The organism is Actinoalloteichus sp. GBA129-24 (assembly GCF_001941645.1).
GTDB lineage: Bacteria > Actinomycetota > Actinomycetes > Mycobacteriales > Pseudonocardiaceae > Actinoalloteichus_A > Actinoalloteichus_A fjordicus.
In genome coordinates this window covers 5,204,926-5,221,727 of the sequence record NZ_CP016077.1, presented here as the reverse complement: position 1 = coordinate 5,221,727, position 16,802 = coordinate 5,204,926, and the positions used below count along the sequence as shown (strand labels likewise).

The 16,802-nt window shown below is 69.8% G+C and carries 14 protein-coding genes and 1 pseudogene; 7 read left to right on the top strand and 8 right to left on the bottom strand.

Annotated elements, in window-relative coordinates:
• Window positions 1-482 precede the first annotated feature (482 nt).
• Both rnhA and UA75_RS22250 read right to left on the bottom strand, forming a co-directional pair.
• Window positions 483-935: pseudogene (gene rnhA / locus UA75_RS22255) on the bottom strand (ribonuclease HI); the annotation flags it as partial.
• A 157-nt stretch (window positions 936-1,092) separates the two neighbouring features.
• The gene (locus tag UA75_RS22250; RefSeq protein ID WP_075741910.1) at window positions 1,093-1,797 is read right to left on the bottom strand and encodes a hypothetical protein; all 705 of its coding nucleotides are present in this window, start codon (window positions 1,795-1,797) and stop codon (window positions 1,093-1,095) included.
• A gap of 255 nt (window positions 1,798-2,052) precedes the next feature.
• Here UA75_RS22250 and UA75_RS22245 point away from each other — a divergent pair, with 255 nt between their 5' ends.
• Entirely contained in the window at window positions 2,053-2,775 is a 723-nt protein-coding gene (locus UA75_RS22245; RefSeq protein ID WP_157434368.1) for a hypothetical protein, read from the top strand.
• Between the two features lie 114 nt (window positions 2,776-2,889).
• Here the strand turns inward: UA75_RS22245 and UA75_RS22240 are convergent, their stop codons facing one another.
• Together UA75_RS22240 and UA75_RS22235 are read right to left on the bottom strand one after the other, a co-directional pair.
• Window positions 2,890-3,567, bottom strand: a complete 678-nt coding sequence (locus tag UA75_RS22240; RefSeq protein WP_075741908.1) for an MBL fold metallo-hydrolase — start codon at window positions 3,565-3,567, stop codon at window positions 2,890-2,892.
• A gap of 165 nt (window positions 3,568-3,732) precedes the next feature.
• Complete coding sequence (locus UA75_RS22235) at window positions 3,733-4,479, bottom strand: maleylpyruvate isomerase family mycothiol-dependent enzyme (protein ID WP_075741907.1); 747 nt, start codon at window positions 4,477-4,479, stop codon at window positions 3,733-3,735.
• A 428-nt stretch (window positions 4,480-4,907) separates the two neighbouring features.
• On the opposite strand from UA75_RS22235, the gene uvrA reads away from it, so the two are divergent.
• Complete coding sequence (gene uvrA, locus UA75_RS22230) at window positions 4,908-7,760, top strand: excinuclease ABC subunit UvrA (RefSeq protein ID WP_075741906.1); 2,853 nt, start codon at window positions 4,908-4,910, stop codon at window positions 7,758-7,760.
• A gap of 92 nt (window positions 7,761-7,852) precedes the next feature.
• On the opposite strand, the gene UA75_RS22225 is transcribed toward uvrA, so the two are convergent.
• Together UA75_RS22225 and UA75_RS22220 are read right to left on the bottom strand one after the other, a co-directional pair.
• The gene (locus UA75_RS22225; protein WP_075741905.1) at window positions 7,853-9,043 is read right to left on the bottom strand and encodes a hypothetical protein; all 1,191 of its coding nucleotides are present in this window, start codon (window positions 9,041-9,043) and stop codon (window positions 7,853-7,855) included.
• Window positions 9,044-9,395: 352 nt separating this feature from the next.
• Entirely contained in the window at window positions 9,396-9,758 is a 363-nt protein-coding gene (locus tag UA75_RS22220; protein WP_075741904.1) for a DUF1844 domain-containing protein, read from the bottom strand.
• 295 nt (window positions 9,759-10,053) lie between these two features.
• Here UA75_RS22220 and infC point away from each other — a divergent pair, with 295 nt between their 5' ends.
• From infC to UA75_RS22200, 4 genes are all read left to right on the top strand, one after another.
• Window positions 10,054-10,665 (top strand): translation initiation factor IF-3, encoded by a 612-nt coding sequence (gene infC, locus UA75_RS22215; RefSeq protein ID WP_075744086.1) that lies wholly within the window; start codon window positions 10,054-10,056, stop codon window positions 10,663-10,665.
• 112 nt (window positions 10,666-10,777) lie between these two features.
• Complete coding sequence (gene rpmI, locus UA75_RS22210) at window positions 10,778-10,972, top strand: 50S ribosomal protein L35 (protein ID WP_075744085.1); 195 nt, start codon at window positions 10,778-10,780, stop codon at window positions 10,970-10,972.
• A gap of 124 nt (window positions 10,973-11,096) precedes the next feature.
• Complete coding sequence (gene rplT / locus UA75_RS22205) at window positions 11,097-11,477, top strand: 50S ribosomal protein L20 (protein WP_075741903.1); 381 nt, start codon at window positions 11,097-11,099, stop codon at window positions 11,475-11,477.
• A complete protein-coding gene (locus tag UA75_RS22200; RefSeq protein ID WP_075744084.1) occupies window positions 11,474-12,328 on the top strand; it encodes a TrmH family RNA methyltransferase in 855 nt (284 codons plus the stop codon). Before rplT ends, UA75_RS22200 begins: the two co-directional genes overlap by 4 nt.
• Window positions 12,329-12,446: 118 nt before the next feature.
• Here the strand turns inward: UA75_RS22200 and UA75_RS22195 are convergent, their stop codons facing one another.
• Window positions 12,447-13,691: a type II toxin-antitoxin system HipA family toxin gene (locus UA75_RS22195; RefSeq protein WP_075741902.1), complete on the bottom strand. Its 1,245-nt coding sequence runs from the start codon at window positions 13,689-13,691 to the stop codon at window positions 12,447-12,449.
• Window positions 13,678-15,366, bottom strand: a complete 1,689-nt coding sequence (locus tag UA75_RS22190; RefSeq protein ID WP_075741901.1) for a DUF262 domain-containing protein — start codon at window positions 15,364-15,366, stop codon at window positions 13,678-13,680. Before UA75_RS22190 ends, UA75_RS22195 begins: the two co-directional genes overlap by 14 nt.
• A 328-nt stretch (window positions 15,367-15,694) precedes the next feature.
• Here UA75_RS22190 and pheS point away from each other — a divergent pair, with 328 nt between their 5' ends.
• On the top strand, window positions 15,695-16,762 hold the full coding sequence (gene pheS, locus UA75_RS22185; RefSeq protein WP_075741900.1) for a phenylalanine--tRNA ligase subunit alpha: 1,068 nt from the start codon (window positions 15,695-15,697) through the stop codon (window positions 16,760-16,762).
• Window positions 16,763-16,802: the final 40 nt, after the last annotated feature.

Below are 16,802 nucleotides of genomic sequence, written 5' to 3'. Positions count from 1 at the left end.
TCTGCGACAGGGTGCCGACGAGTCTGGACGCCGTCGGCGGGCCGCCGACGAGGAGAAGCCGGTGCGCCCGCCTCCTCCGTCGTAGGCCCGTGTCCGGTGCGCCGGTTCCGCCTGCGGCGACGAGACGGTCGAGGCCGCGAGACTGAGTGCGGGCCGGCCCGATGGCGAACCGACGTGCCGTCCGGACAGCCGGACCGTCAGAACAGCCCCGGCGTCGACTCCTCGCCCACGGCATGACGCTCGCACCGGCCGCCGCCGGTCGCCACGGCGCAGGGCTTTCCGCTCGTGAGGACCGCCCCGCACTGCACGGCGGGATCGTGCACGTGACACAGGCCGGACGGGCGGGCGACCGTCGGGCAGTTCGTACCGCCCCGCGTGATCGCCTGACAGCGCGGTCGCGTCTCGCCTGCGGCGGGCCGGGGCGATCTCGGCCGGGACCCAGCGGGTTTCGCGACGACGGCCGAAAGCTCGACCTCGGGGCCGCGGGCCTCCCGCACGCCTTGGACGGCGAGTCGATCGGCGCGTTCGTTGTCGGGATGTCCTGCGTGTCCCTTCACCCAATGCCACTCGACGCGATGCGCGGCGGCCGCCGCGTCCAGCAGCCTCCAGAGATCGGCGTTCTTCACCGGTTCGCGCGCGCTGGTCTGCCACCCGTTGCTCTTCCAGCGGGGCATCCACTGGGTGACGCCGTTCTTCACGTAGGTGCTGTCGGTGTACAGCCGCACCACTGCCGGGCGGGTCAGGCTCTCCAACGCCCGGATGGGCGCGGTCAGCTCCATCCGGTTGTTGGTCGTCACCGTGGACTCGCTGCCGTACAGCTCTCGCTCGTGTCTGCCGTACCGCAGCACGGCTCCCCAGCCTCCCGGACCGGGATTCGGGCTGCACGCCCCGTCGGTGTAGACCTCCACGACCTGCTCGGGCTTCTCAGTCGGCACTCGGGAACGATACCGACGGCCGTGCCGATCCGTGTCGTACAACGGCGAATTCGGCCACGCCGCCCGCTCTGCCGTGCTTCGGAGTCGGGCGAGTTCCGCAGCCGATCAGCAGGCCTGCCGTGCCGGCTCCGCCCTCGGCGACCGAGCTGACACGCCGTCAGGGCCGAGGCAGCTCCGAGGCGACGTCGGCCGCCGCCTGCAGGACCGCCGCGTCGACCCGTCCGCTCGCCGGCTCGGTCTCGGCGATGGTCACCGTCGTGCCAAGAGATCGGGACCGATAGTTGTCGGCGGTGAAGGTGACGTCGGCCATGCCGAGCAGACCCGCGCCCAGCGGCCGGATGTCGCCGGAGCCGTGGACGTCGATGAGGTCGACGAACTCTCGCGTGCTCTGCCTGCTGGGGAGGTCGACCCAGGCGACCGAGACCAGGACTGTGCCGCCGTCGGCGGCGAGGGTGAACAGCACGCGGTCCAGCGAGCGACACGGCGTGTGCAAGAAGAACGTTCGCACCTGACCGAACGATGCGCCGACGCACTCCGGGTCACGCCGGATCGTCTTCTTGGTCGAGCGCAGGCCCAGCCGCTTCCATGCGGTGTCGGCGTCGCCCTTACGGGCGGAGGTCCTGGCCTGATTGGTCCGGGTGCGCAAGGACTGACTGAACGACGAACCGCTCACCGAGCCGGAGCCGCTCGCGATGCCCGAGCCGCCCAGTGTGCCGGAGCCGCTCAGCACGGCCCCGCCGCCGAGCGTCGTCCCGCCCGCGACCGCCGTGCCCAGCGCCAGCACACACGCGGCGGCCACCACGTTGCTCTTGCGGTCGCCCTTGTCCGAGCCGCCGCCTGCTCCACCGATCCTGCGCGCCATTCCGCTCCTCACCACGTCCGCCGGTTCCGGTCCGCAGGAGATAACGAGACGACGACGCGGGCGTGACGCAGCAGGCGCGGCCCGCCGGTCCGACACTGTTCACACTTCCGGCACCGGCGTCGGCACCGACAGGCGATCACGCCGCGTCCGCCCGCCGTGCTCCCGTCCGGTCTGCGGCGGGTCGCAGACCGGCCCGGCGTGGCACAAGGACCGACACATCGTCACGCGGAGCAGGCGGATGGCTACTCTTCGTTGGTGACCAAGTCCAGTCGTGGCCTGCTCGGCCTCTGTGTCCCCCTGTTTCTTCTCACGCTCAGTGGATGTGGCGGGGGCGTGTCGTCCGGCGACGTCGCCGCGGGCCCCGCCTCGACCGCCCCGTCGGCTCCGACTGCCGTACAGGTCCGAGACGGTGCGACGGCGGACGTTCAGGAGGCGTTCGACATCTACACCGAGGCGGCCCTCGCCCGAGACGGCGAGCGGGCGACAGCCGTCCTGGCCAGTCCGGTGCACAGGTTCTATGACGAGGCGCGTCATCTCGCCCTGAGCGCGACCGCCGACGAGCTTCACGGCCTGAGCCCGACGACGCAGATCACGGTCTACGTGTTCCGCGCGGAGGTCGACCCGGAGCTGCTGCGGAGCGGATCGGTGACCGAACTCCTGACGGAGGCCTTCGTGCGAGGGCTCATCGGTGAACAGGCGATCGACAGTGCCGAGCTGGGCTCCATCGAGGTCGACGGCGACACGGCCTCGGCCGAGGTGTTCAGCGACGGGGAGGAGATCCCCTATCGCTTCCAGTTCCTGCGTGAGGACGAGGTGTGGAAGGTCGACATCGGACCGATCGTCGAGATCGCCGATGAGACCTTCACCATGATGGCCGAGCAGCAGGACATCCCCGTCGAACAGTTCGTCGAGGACATGCTCGTGCAGCAGTACGGCCCCGAGGAGGCCGCAGCCCTGGCGAACCCGCTGGACGGCTGATCGGCGAGAAACACGTTCCGGCCCGTCCGACGGCGCGTTCGTCGGGCGGGCACGTCGTCGAAACAGCCTGCGCCGGGCAGGCTCGCGACTTCTGCGCAGCAGGCCGCCTGCGGTTTACCAGCCCCGCGCCCGCCACTCGGCCAGGTGCGGACGCTCCGCGCCCAACGTGGTGTCGTCGCCGTGGCCGGGGTACACCCGGGTGTCGTCCGGCAGAACGGCGAAGACCCGCTGCTCCAAGTCGTCCATCAACGAGGCGAAGTCCGCAGGCGAGCCCGTCTTCCCCGGCCCGCCCGGAAACAGCGAGTCGCCGGTGAACAGGTGCGGCGAGCCCTGCGGGTCCCGGTACAGCAGGGCGATCGAGCCGGGGGTGTGGCCGCGCAGATGGATCACCTCGAGTTCGGACTGCCCGACCTCCAGCGTGTGACCGTGTTCCAGCAGGAAGTCCAGGGGCACCGGCAGCGCCTCGGCGTCGGCCGGGTGCGCCGCGAGGTTCGTCCCGTAGGCCCCGGCCACCGCTCCGAGGGCCTGCCAGTGGTCGGGATGGCTGTGCGTCGTGACGATGGTGCGCAGGCGAGGCCTGCTGTCATCGTGGCCGAGGAGGTCCGACAACCGCTCCGGGTCCGCAGCCGCGTCGATCAGCACGGCGTCGCCGCTGCGCGGACAGTGCAGGACATAGGCGTTGTTGTCCATCGGACCGACCGACACCTTCGTGATGCTCAGTTCTGCCAGCTCACGGCGCGCGGCCGGGCCGCCGGGCTCGACATGACCGGTGTACTGCTGCGACACGTCCACCCCACGAGCCTAGAACCACGGTGTTCGCCGGACGGAACGGGCTGCCTGAGGCAGCTGGCCGAACGTGTCACCGGCCGACGAGGACCGACTCACCGCAGACCCTCGCGTGACACCGGCTCGACGGGGGGGTGGGCCTGGCCGCGCCGGTTCACGGGTCCTGCCTGGTCAGTCCCATTCCGGCAGTACCGGCAGCGTGCCGAGCAGGTCGGCGCCGTCCTGGCGGCCGATGAGCCACCCGAGCACGGCCTTCGCCTTCCCACGCACGGCGGGCGGGCCGTCGTCGGTGGCCGAGCCGATGAAGAAGGTGCGCTCGGTGCCGTCCGACAACTCGACCAGCAGGCCGAAGCGGGGCGCGTCGTCCCTGGCCCGATACCGGGTGATGACGTCGACGAGCATCAGCTCGATCTGGTCGTCGGGAATGTCCTCGATGCTCGGGCCCACGTCGAGGTCGACCAGGTGGATCCAGACCTCGCGCTGCCGAATCCAGGGGATCTCGTCGGCCTGGAACGTCCTGCCGCGTCCGACGACCTGGGCGGCCCAGGCACTGTCGTCCAGGCCCGCCGCCGCCGCGTCGAAGCGTTCCGTCGCCGCGCGGACGTCCTCGACGAGGAGCCGCGCGGGTCGGTCGACGCCCTCCTCGATGTCGGCGTTGCGATCGGCCGCGCTCTGATACATCGGATGCTCGACGTCGGTGCGAGCCCAGGTGAGCAGGTTGACCAGGCCGTCTGCGTTCCGTGCCAGATGGGTGAGCACGTGTGCCCTGGACCAGTTCGGCAACAGACTGGGCCCGGACACCACCGTGTCATCCAGTCTCTCCACCACCTCCAACAACGCCCGGTTGGCGACCTCCAGGGCGCGCAGGCCTTGCGCGGCGCTTGCTGCCGCGCCGCCGACGCTCGTCCTGGGTGCCACGAGGCTCTCCTCGAGAGGCTGTGGATGTGAAAGGTGGATCTCTGCCATGACTGCTTCTCTCCCCGACTTCAGGGGACGTGCCTTGCACCTCCAGCGTATGCCTGATTCGACTGACGTAGGAAGCACCCGATCGGGGACTTGCCCACTACTTCGAGTCGTCTCAATTACAGAGGGTCGCAATCTATGTCGCTGATGTGAGGCTAGGCACTCCAACGGCGGGTTGCCCCTCTGCGCGCAGTCACGAAGACCGGTTCCTGTCAGTGCTCAGACCTAGCATGGAGGCTGACCTGCGCCCGCTCGGGTGTACGACTCGCCGAGCGCGATGCCCCAGGTCTGCGGCGGGTGCGCAACCCTGTCGCACAGAAAATCTCGACCGACTCGGGCCGGTGACATCTCGCTCGGGCACGTGATCAGTTGAAGGGACCACAGTGTCAGACCGCCTCGTCGTTCGCGGCGCTCGCGAACACAACCTCCGCGGTGTCGACCTGGACCTGCCCAGGGACAGCCTCGTCGTGTTCACCGGACTGTCCGGCTCCGGGAAGTCGAGTCTCGCCTTCGACACCATCTTCGCGGAGGGTCAGCGTCGTTACGTGGAGTCGCTGTCCGCCTACGCGCGGCAGTTCCTCGGGCAGATGGACAAGCCCGACGTCGACTTCATCGAGGGCCTCTCGCCCGCGGTGTCGATCGACCAGAAGTCGACCAACCGCAACCCCCGTTCCACGGTCGGCACCATCACCGAGGTCTACGACTATCTCCGGCTGCTCTACGCACGTGCAGGCAAGCCGCACTGCCCGACGTGCGGCCACGCGATCAGCAGGCAGACCCCGCAGCAGATCGTCGACCAGGTCCTCGACCTGCCGGAGGGCACCCGGTTCCAGGTGCTCGCCCCCGTCGTGCGTGGGCGCAAGGGTGAGTACGTCGACCTCTTCGCCGAGCTGCCCACCCAGGGCTACTCGCGAGTGCGGGTCGACGGCGCGGTGCACCCGCTCACCGACCCGCCCAAGCTGAAGAAGCAGGAGAAGCACGACATCGAGGTCGTGATCGACCGGCTCGCCGTGAAGGCCTCGGCGAAGCAGCGGCTGACGGACTCGGTCGAGACGGCACTGCGGCTGGCCGACGGGCTCGTCGTGCTCGACTTCGTCGACCTCCCCGAGCACGACGCCGGTCGGGAGCGCCGGTTCTCCGAACGGATGGCCTGCCCCAACGGCCACTCGCTGGCCGTGGACGATCTCGAACCCCGTTCCTTCTCGTTCAACTCGCCCTACGGCGCCTGCCCCGAGTGCACCGGACTCGGGGTGCGCAAGGAGGTCGACCCCGAGCTGGTGGTGCCGGACGACGAGCTGTCGCTCGCCGAGGGCGCCATCGCGCCATGGGCCTCCGGCCAGACCGCGGACTACTTCACCCGGCTGCTGGAGTCGCTGTCGGAGAAGGTCGGCTTCCGCATGGACCTGCCGTGGCGCGGCCTGCCCGCCCGCGTGCAGAAGGCCGTGCTGCACGGCATCGACGAGCAGGTACACGTCCGCTACAGCAACCGCTACGGACGGGAGCGGTCGTACTACGCCGCGTTCGAGGGCGTCATCCCCTTCCTGGAGCGCAGGCAGGAGCAGACCGAGTCCGAGTTCATGCGGGACAAGTACGAGGGCTACATGCGGGAGGTGCCCTGCCCGGCCTGCCGGGGCACGCGGCTCAAGCCGGAGATCCTGGCCGTGACGCTGGCGCACCGTGACCAGGGCGACAAGTCGATCGCCGAGGTCTGCGCGATGAGCGTCGTGGAGTGCGCCCGCTTCCTCGAAGGACTCGCCCTGGGCGAACGCGAGGAGATGATCGCGGGCCGCGTTCTCAAGGAGGTCGCCGCCCGACTGGGCTTCCTGCTCGACGTGGGCCTGGACTACCTGTCCCTGGACCGGGCGGCGGGCACGCTCTCCGGCGGCGAGGCCCAGCGGATCAGGCTGGCCACCCAGATCGGCTCCGGGCTGGTCGGCGTGCTGTACGTGCTGGACGAACCGTCCATCGGCCTGCATCAGCGGGACAACCACCGGTTGATCGAGACGCTGAGCAGGCTTCGCGACCTGGGCAACACGCTGATCGTCGTGGAGCACGACGAGGACACCATTCGCGCCGCGGACTGGGTGGTCGACATCGGCCCCGGCGCGGGGGAGCACGGCGGGAAGGTCGTGCACAGCGGCTCTTACCAGGAGCTGCTGGCCAACGAGGAGTCACTGACTGGCGCGTACCTGGCCGGTCGTCGGGCCATCCCGGTGCCGGACAAGCGGCGGGCGATCGATCGCAGGCGACGGCTCACCGTCGTCGGCGCGCGCGAGCACAACCTGCGCGGCATCGACGTGTCCTTCCCGCTCGGGTGTCTGGTCTCCGTCACGGGCGTGTCGGGCTCGGGCAAGTCGACGCTGGTCAACGACATCCTGGCGCGGGTGCTGGCCAACAAGCTCAACGGGGCGCGCCAGGTGCCGGGCAGGCACACGCGGGTGACCGGACTCGACAACGTCGACAAGCTGGTGCAGGTCGACCAGTCGCCCATCGGACGCACGCCGCGCTCGAACGCCGCGACCTACACCGGGGTCTTCGATCACGTCAGGAAGCTGTTCGCCGCGACGACCGAGGCGAAGGTGCGCGGCTACCAGCCGGGCCGGTTCTCGTTCAACATCAAGGGCGGCCGCTGCGAGGCGTGTGCGGGCGACGGCACGATCAAGATCGAGATGAACTTCCTGCCCGACGTCTACGTGCCCTGCGAGGTCTGCCGAGGCGCCCGGTACAACCGGGAGACGCTGGAGGTCCACTACAAGGGCAAGACGATCGCCGACGTGCTGGACATGCCGATCGAGGAGGCGGCGACGTTCTTCGAGCCGATCACCGCGATCCACCGGCATCTCAAGACGCTGGTGGACGTCGGCCTCGGCTACGTGCGGCTCGGCCAGCCTGCCCCGACGCTCTCCGGCGGCGAGGCACAGCGGGTCAAGCTGGCCACCGAACTCCAGAAGCGGTCGACCGGACGCACCGTCTACGTGCTCGACGAGCCGACCACCGGCCTGCACTTCGAGGACATCCGCAAGCTGCTCGGCGTGATCAACGGACTGGTCGCCAAGGGCAACACGGTGATCGTGATCGAGCACAACCTCGACGTCATCAAGACGTCGGACTGGGTGGTCGACATGGGGCCGGAGGGCGGCTCCGGCGGCGGCACCGTGGTCGCCGAGGGAACGCCGGAACAGGTGCGGGCCGACGAGGCCAGCCACACCGGCCGCTTCCTGGCCCAGGTGCTCTGATCGGCGTCTCACCGGGTCGGGTTCCCGACTCGGCCCGGTGAGATCGCACCGTCGGCTGTGACTGCCCGCGGGCGGCAGCACGCGAGCCCGACTCATGCTCGGCGTCGCGGCCACGACAGCGCGATCACCGCCGCACCGCCGAGCAGGAGCAGCCCGATCGACACGGTGGGCGGAGGCCCCGAGATCGTCGCCACGAGCTCGTGGTCACCGGGGAACACCGTGTCCAGCGGCGTGGCGTAGGCGCGGCTCAGCTCGACTCCCGGCATCGCCTCCACGTTCTGCGCCTGCGCGGCCGCCGAGATCGCGGCGACGATCGCAGCGGCGGCGACGCCGAGGCAGAAGACCACCGGCGTCCCGTCGACGGGACGCACCCGGCGCCGAGCCTCGGCGCGCGCGACCACCGGCGCAGCGAGCGCGAGCAGCGTCATGCCCGCCAGGACCAACGGCCAGTCGTCGGGCAGCGCCCAGCCCGTCTCGGCCGAAGCCCGGCCTGCGTGCAGCAGCCCGGCCGAACCGATCATCATCAGGAGCGCCGCCGCGAGGAATCCGGTGCGAAGCCCGGAGCCGGGCCGCCAGACGGCGGCCGCCGTCGCCGCGCCCGCCGCCACCAGGAGGTACCCCCAGGCGGGCGGGCTCGGCGGTGCCGTCAGCGTCCCGATCGACACGAGGGCCAGCAGCGGCGACCAGACCGCGAACCGGGCGCCAGGCCTGGGGGAGCGGGCGGGCTCGGCGCGCCCGAGACGCTCCGGTCGAGGTTCTGCCTCGGCGTCGGCTGTCGCCGTCGTGTCCGGTGCGTCGATTCCGGTCGACGCCGCCTGGTCGGTGCTTGTCTCCGCCCCGGTCGACACAGCCGCAGGCGCCTCGGTGGTCGCCCCAGCCGCCGAGCGCCGCGTCGAGTGCCGGGCCCACGCCGCGCAGCCGAGGGCGGATGCCGCCACCCCGAGCGAGACCAGGGGCGTCTCGGCCGGGACCCACGAGGACGTCCCGCCCAGCGTGGTCGCGGCCAACGCGATCACCGGCAGGATCGCGCCCCGCCACGACGCATCGTCCAGGATCGGCGACCACGCCGACCGCAGCGCCGCGCCGAACACGAGGCAGGCCCCGAAGGCCACCAGGAACGAGGCCGAGGAGATCAGCGCCCCGCCGGGCTCCTCGGCGAACAGGACGTGGCCGGGATCGGCGGCCAACGGGGCGGGCAGGACGGCGAGGGCGCCGACGAGCAGCGCATCGGCCCCGGAGCGGAACAGCGCCGTCGCGACCAGGCCTGCCGTGCCCGCCAGCACCAGGGCCAGCCCGGCGGTGTCCAGCCCGTGCTGGAGCAGGCCGAGGCCGAAGTACGGCGGCAGGGGCAGTGACAGCGGCTAGGGCCGCCGAGGCGAGCAGCAGCACACCTGCTGTCGCTGCCCAGGTCAGCAGCGTGACCCGGAGCGGCCGGAGTCTCGCGTCGGGCAGGGGGTCGGTCGTCGGCACGCGACGGAGGGTAATGACGGTGCCTGACGATCTCGCCGGTCGACGTCGCGGATCAGGGAGAACACGCGGTCGCGCCTGCGGATTCCAGACGGCGCGGTCGTCGCCCGTCGGCGATCCGCCGCCCGAGCCTGCCCCTCGGCTCGCAGGCCCGTCGGGGACGACAGCTCAGTGGACGGGGCCGGTGTACTTCTCGCCGGGGCCCTGACCAGGGGCGTCGGGGTGGAGCGAACCCTCGCGGAAGGCGCGTTGCAGCGTCTGAAGGCCGTCGCGCAGCGGTCCGGCGTGCGGGCCGAGGTACTCGACGGAGGAGGTGACCAGTCCCGCCAGCGCGGTGATCAGGCGTCGCGCCTCGTCCAGATCACGGTGCGGGCTCGTCGTCGGGTCGGCCTCGGCCAGGCCGAGTCGCTCCGCCGCCGCCGACATCAACATGACAGCCGCGCGGCTGATCACCTCGACGCTGGGCACCTCGGCGAGTTCCCGAACCTCGTCCGTCTCCACTGCCGCCGAGGCCTGGTCCTGCCCGTCCACTGGTCGCCGCTCATCCACGGCTGGTACCCTTCCACGAGCGACCAGCCTTCGCGTCAGCGGGGGCGGCAAGTGGAGCCCCGCTCCCACCCGAGTCGCCGCCTCAGGCGGCCGGGTCCGGTCCCGATGCCGACCAGATCGGTGTCGGTCTGTCGTGGTTCGTCGTGCAGACGTCGAACCGAACGGACAGCGTGCGACGACTTCGTCGTACGGATCGGTCGGATACGGGCCCCGATCGCCTTTACCGGCGGCGGGGCCTTCGTCATCCGAAGGGTGCTCCGCCTGCCGTGGCGCAAGTCTGAACGTCACGAACCTAGGAGGCCCCATCAGCGCCGAGACGCGCATCAACGACCGTATCCGCGTACCGGAGGTCCGGCTCGTCGGACCCAACGGCGAGCAGGTGGGGATCGTCCGCATCGAGGACGCGCTCCGACTCGCCCAGGAAGCGGATCTGGACCTCGTCGAGGTCGCACCGCAGGCCCGGCCGCCGGTCTGCAAGCTCATGGACTACGGCAAGTTCAAGTACGAGAGCGCGCAGAAGGCTCGCGAGTCCCGCCGTAACCAGCAGCTCACGGTCATCAAGGAACAGAAGCTCCGGCCGAAGATCGACTCGCATGACTACGCGACCAAGCGTGGCCACGTGGTCCGCTTCCTCGAGCACGGGAACAAGGTCAAGGTGACCATCATGTTCCGTGGTCGTGAGCAGTCCCGCCCGGAGCTGGGCTACCGCCTGCTCCAGCGACTGGCCGAGGACGTGGCCGAGCTGGGCTTCATCGAGGCGACGCCGAAGCAGGACGGTCGAAACATGATCATGGTGCTTGCCCCGCACAAGAAGCAGCCGCCGAGGGGCAGGTCCGGCGACGGCGCCGATGCCGATGCCGACGAGACCGTCGCCGAGGGCGGCCAGTAGTCGGTTCATGTGGCCGTGGGACGGGCCGTCGGCGAACGGCCCGCCCACGCCGTGTGACAGCCGGCCGTCGATCACGGCGGCGAACAAGACGAAGAAGAGACAAGGACAGGACATGCCGAAGCAGAAGACGCACAGCGGCGCCTCCAAGCGGTTCCGGGTGACCGGCACCGGCAAGATCCGCCGTGAGCGGTGCGGTCACCGGCACTACCTGGAGCGCAAGGAGAGCAGGCTCGCCCGCCGTCTGGAGGGCACCGTCGAGGTGTCGCCCAACGACGCGCCCCGCATCAAGCGGATGCTCGGACGCTGAAGCCCGCGGCGGGACGGCGAACGCGAGGTCGGAACGATCTCACGCCGCAGTCCGCGAGCCGTCACCTTTACTAGCCACCGGGGCACCAGCACCACTCGCCCCTAGAGATTGACAGGACGGAACCGTGGCACGCGTCAAGCGAGCTGTGAACGCCCACAAGAAGCGCCGTGCGATCCTCGAGCAGGCCAGCGGCTACCGGGGGCAGCGCTCCCGGCTGTACCGCAAGGCCAAGGAGCAGATGCTCCACTCGCTCACCTACGCCTACCGGGACCGCCGCGCGCGCAAGGGTGACTTCCGCAAGCTGTGGATCACCCGGATCAACGCTGCCGCCCGGATCAACGGCATCAGCTACAGCAGGCTGATCCAGGGCCTGCGGCTCGCCGAGATCGAGGTCGACCGCAAGATCCTCGCCGAGCTCGCGGTGAACGACCCCGAGACGTTCGCGGTGCTCGCCGAGGCCGCCAAGGCGGCGCTGCCCGCCGAGGATCAGGAGAGCCTGGCCTGAGTGCGGACCCGCGCACCGCTCGACCCGAGGCGGTTCCGGCTCCCTTCACGGAGCGGACCCCTCGGGTCGCTGCCGCGCGCCGACTGACGACGAGGACCGGCCGGGAGCGCGCAGGCAGGTTCCTCGCCGAGGGTGCCCAGGCCGTGCGAGAGGCGCTCGACTGGGCCGAGCGCGGCGTGGGCCGGGTGTTCGAGCTGTTCGCCACCCCGGAGGCCGCGCAGCGGCACGTCGAGGCGTGGCAGCGAGCAGGCGTCGCAGGCATCCCTACCAGCCTGATCACCGAGAAGGCCGCCGCCGGGCTCTCCGAGACCGTCACCCCACAGGGCCTCGTCGCGGTCTGCGGGCTCGTCGACGTGCCGTTGGCGACCGCGCTGACAGGCAGTCCGAGGCTGGTCGCGGTGCTGGTCGAGATCGCCGATCCGGGCAACGCCGGAACGGTGCTGCGCGTGGCCGATGCGGCGGGCGCCGACGCGGTGATCTTCGCGGGATCGGCCGTCGACCCGCACAACGGCAAGTGCGTCCGGGCCACCACCGGCAGTCTGTTCCACCTCCCGGTGGCCAGGGAACGTGACGTCGACGCGGTCCTGGCAGCCTGCCGGGCCGCAGGCCTACGACTGGTCGCCGCCGACGGTCGAGCGGATCAGGACCTCGACGCCGCCGACCGGGCAGGCGATCTCGCCGCGCCCACCGCCTGGCTGTTCGGCAGCGAGGCGCATGGACTGTCGTCCGAGGTGCGGTCGTCCGCCGACACGACGCTGGCCGTCCCCCTCCACGGCCGCGCGGAGAGCCTCAACCTCGCCACCGCCGCGGCGGTCTGCCTCTACGCCACCGCCAGGGCGCAGCGGGCCTGAGCAGTTGGCGGCGGCCGGAGTTCGTCGAGCGCGCGGTCATCGGCCGACTGGCGGTGCGGGACGTGGCAGCCTTTCCACCTCTACCGGCCTGAACAGACCTCGGCGATGAACGCCGAGGTCAGTGCCCGGTGCGCAGTAGGGACATGCTGTGCTCGGCGATGCTCGCCGCCACCTGCCGGTGCAGTTCGGGGTGCTTGGCGATCTCTTCCCCGCACCTCGGCCAGTGCTCCCGCATCCGGTCCACGACGGTCACGGACTCGGACACGAGGTCGTCCGCGAGGTCGGGGGCATGCAGCTTGTGTGCGAGCCGCGCGAAGGTCGTGGCGTTCACGGCGCTGAAGCGCCTGCCTCGGCCGAACTTCAACGCCAGGTTCTCCGGCTCGTCGACGTGGTCTCGATACGGTGCGGTGGCGACGAGGTCATACGCTGGTGAGAGCGTCGGCACCCGTCGGTCGGGGTAGATCAACGACCAGTTCTTCAGGTGTGCATCGCCGTTCGAGATCAGGATGCAGAACGTGAGCCTGCGGACGAACTCGCGGAGCGCGGCCGGGTCTCGCCTTCGGTAGATCAGCGCAGCGACGGTCTCGTAGGCGCCGTGGTACTTGTCGTCCGGATAGAAGCCTCGGACCTGGGCGAGGTCTTCGATATGAACCGGTCTGCGGTTCTCGTCTCGATCGAAGCGACGGACGGCGAACGCCCACTCCTCCCGTCCCGGCCAGGTTCCCGGTGGTAGCCCGGTCAACTCCTCGCGGTGTACCAGCCTGCGGTCGGGGACGTCGATGCCGACGGCTGCGGCGAGCGTCATCATCGTGTACTCGTTGCTGGGCACCTGTGAATGGTGTGCGTCCGGAAGTTTGACGATCCAGTCGCCACCTTCACCGAAAGCAGGCAGGGTGAAGCGCTCGCCCTGCGCGAGCATGGAGAACTTGAGGCCGACCCCGGCGAGGGAGAACCGCCAGGCAGGGTGCGTCGTGACGGGCGAGCGTGCCTGCTGGGCCGCCTTGTCCCACTCGGACAGATCGGGGGGTTCGTCGTCGGCGAGTACCCGGACGGCGCCAGGAAGATCGTGTCCGACCTGGGCGAGCAGTTCCATCTCCCGATCGGCTGACACCCGCCGGTCCACTGCGATCCACTGGCGCAGCCTGCCCTCCGGAAGCAGGTTGGAGAACCAGGGCGGCAGTCGGAGGTGTGCGGCATGTCTACGGGTCAGGTCCTGCTCGAAGTCGAGCCCGAGCACCGCGCGATCGGGATCTTCCCGGTAGGCCTCCTGCAGGACGAACCGGGTGTGGTCCCCGCGTTGGAACAACGTGCCGACCCGCTGGTCGTGCAACCAGACCGCGTGCGCTGTCTCACGAATCGTCATTGTCTCCCTCGTCATCCAGATCGAATTCCGCGAGCGGCGGGGTGTCTTCGAATCTGTGCTCGCACTGGTGTCGGAGGAACGAGGCGACGACGTCGTCCAGCGTTCGTTGTCTGATCTCGAGAAACTCGGTGTGGTGGCCGCCGGCGACGGCTTCGGCGGCATCGACGGTGATGCCGTGCGAGCGCGCTGTCTCAGCCCACTGCTGATCGCTCTGCATCGGGTGTCGACCACCGAGGACGGATTCGGGCTCGATCAGTTCCGAGTCGAGCAGCAACAGCTGATTAGCCGACCACGACAGCTTCGCGTTGTCGATTTCCCCCCGACGGAACAGCGGGGCGATGGCCTGGCCTGCCGTGGTCCTCCCGTCGAGCGTGGCAGCGAGATCGGTCTGTTCATAGGGCGCACCGGTCGTCCAGGAACGCGGGGCGAGCGCCCACCAGCCACAGAGCATGATCTTCGTCGCCGCGTTGTTGGTCCGGAAGCTGCGGCCGTCCGGAAGAGCGATCTCGGCCGGGTCGGTGACGGTGAGCAGCCGCTGTATCGAGCCGCTGGGATCACCTGGTCTGATCTGCGTGTTGAGCTTTCTGGTCGCACCTGCAGTTCCGCCGGGCCAGGCCCTGGTACCGACCAATGCGGCCCGCCAGTACCAGCGACGAAGCAGGACTCGATCACGGCCGACGGGGTCGGGGTGGTGGGCGAAGTACCGGCTGAGCACGACCAGGAGATAGCGGTAGGGCAGCATGCCGACGTGAGGGACGCCTGCGTCATGCTGGAGGAACGACACCGCACGAGCCAACGCCGAGCGAGTCTCGCCGTATGCGGCATCTCGATCCTCGTCGGGAAATTCCACCTCGGCTCGGCGCCGGTGATCATCGAACTCGAGCCGGATATCGCGCTGGGTGTCGACGCCGCGTCGTGCCAGGATCGCCTGCAACACCGTGTTGTCGTCGATTCGTCCGAAGCGGAGTTCTGCATCGATCTGCTCGGAGATCGCCTGGATGTCGAGTCGTCGATCAGCCGTCTCATCGCCTGCATTGAGCGCGCTGAACACCTCGGCTCTGCGGAGTGGCTTCCCGTAGTTGTTCATCCGGTCGAAGATGTCCTGCAGCGCCTCGACCTCGCCGTGCTCGACCTGGTACGCCGGGATGCTGAACTGACGGATCAGCGTCGCCACCTCGCTCGCCTCATTGAGCAGATGGCTGATCTCGGGCCTGGCCGCGAACCACTGAAGCAGCCGTTGCAGGTCGAAGATGACGGAGAGGGGAACCAGCCAGGGGCTGTCAGGGGCCGCCTGCCGGGACAGGGTCCGCTCGCGGAGGTCGTAGGCCAGTCGGAAGCGGGGGTCTTCACCGCCGTCCGGGTGCAGGGTGTTGGCGAGGCTGGTCAGACGCTGTTGCCCGTCGACGACCCAGAGCGCCCGATTCTCCGCAGGGGCTTCGATCTCTAGTGCGCCCAGCCGAACCGGCCCGGCCGGTGCCGGACGAATCCACAACAGCAGGCTGCCGATCGGATAGCCCTTGAGGATGCTGTCGAACAGGCGACTCACATCCTGCGAGCCCCAGCGGTAGTCGCGCTGGAAGTGAGGGATACGCACGTTGCCTGCCCATGCCTGGCGCACGAGTGCTTCCAGTTCATAGATCTTGGTCGTGGGTCGCGCATCGAGTCGGTCGGTCACGGGTCGTCTCCCTGTCGGTATCTGGCAAGGCTCTCAGATCGCGCCAAGCCGATTTCGGGCGCTCCAGGTGTTCGCGTGACCACGGACGGTGTCGCCAGATCTCGGGTGTCGACCGGACGGTGATGCAGCTCATCCAATGGTGCCGGGCGGAATCGTGTCCGGTCGCCCGCCCCGCCCGGTTCCGCGCGCCTGCCGGACTGCTTCGGCATCTGCCGGAAACAGGGTGCGGGCGGGTCGGGCTCGTCGGCTAAAATCGGGCCGCTGCCTGCGGCATCGACGTCGCAGGAGGAGATCAGCCGTCTGGCAACCCTGGGGAGTACCCGCGCTCATGTCCGGAGTCAATGACAGCTACGACCCGAAGGAGGTCGCGGCGCTCGCGCCGCAGACCCTGAACCTCGCGGTCGATGCGGCCCGCGAAGCCTTCGAGAAGGCCGTCGACCTGGACGAACTCGGTGCCGTGAAGCCGGCTCACCTCGGCGATCGATCGCCGTTGCTGCTGGCCCGCCGCGAGATCGGCGCGCTGCCGCCCGCTGCGCGTTCCGAGGCGGGCAAGCGGGTCAACGAGGCTCGCACCGCGATCGACGCCGCCTTCGAGAGCCGCCGGAGCGCGCTGCTCGTCGAGCGGGACGAGCGGGTGCTGCGGGAGGAGACGGTCGACGTCACCCTGCCCGTCGACCGGCACGCCCCCGGCGCCCGGCATCCGCTGACCGTCCTGGCCGAGCGGGTCGCCGACGTCTTCCTCGCGATGGGGTACGAGATCGCCGAGGGCCCGGAGTTGGAGGCCGAGTGGTTCAACTTCGACGCGTTGAACCTCGGCAAGGACCACCCGGCGCGCTCCATGCAGGACACCTTCCACGTCGCGCCCGCCGACTCGGGGCTGGTGCTGCGCACTCAGACCTCGCCGATGCAGATCAGGACGCTGCTGTCTCGTGATCTTCCGGTGTACGCCGTCGGCCCCGGTCGGACCTTCCGCACCGACGAACTCGACGCCACCCACACCCCGGTGTTCCACCAGACCGAGGGGCTGGCGGTGGACAAGGGCCTGACGATGGCCCACCTCAAGGGCACCTTGGACGCGTTCGCCCGCGCGATGTTCGGCGAGGGTGCTCGTACCCGACTCCGGCCGTCGTTCTTCCCGTTCACCGAGCCCTCGGCCGAGGTCGACGTCTGGTTCGAGGAGCGTAAGGGCGGCGCGGGCTGGGTCGAATGGGGCGGCTGCGGCATGGTCAATCCCAACGTCCTTCGTGCCTGCGGCGTCGACCCGGAGGTGTACTCCGGCTTCGCGTTCGGCATGGGTCTGGAGCGGACCCTGCAGTTCCGCAACGGTATTCCGGACATGCGTGACATGGTCGAGGGTGACGTTCGGTTCACCCTGCCCTTCGGCGTCCAGGCGTGAGACGCCGACAGCAGTCAGGCGTGACCCGCCGAGACGGTCT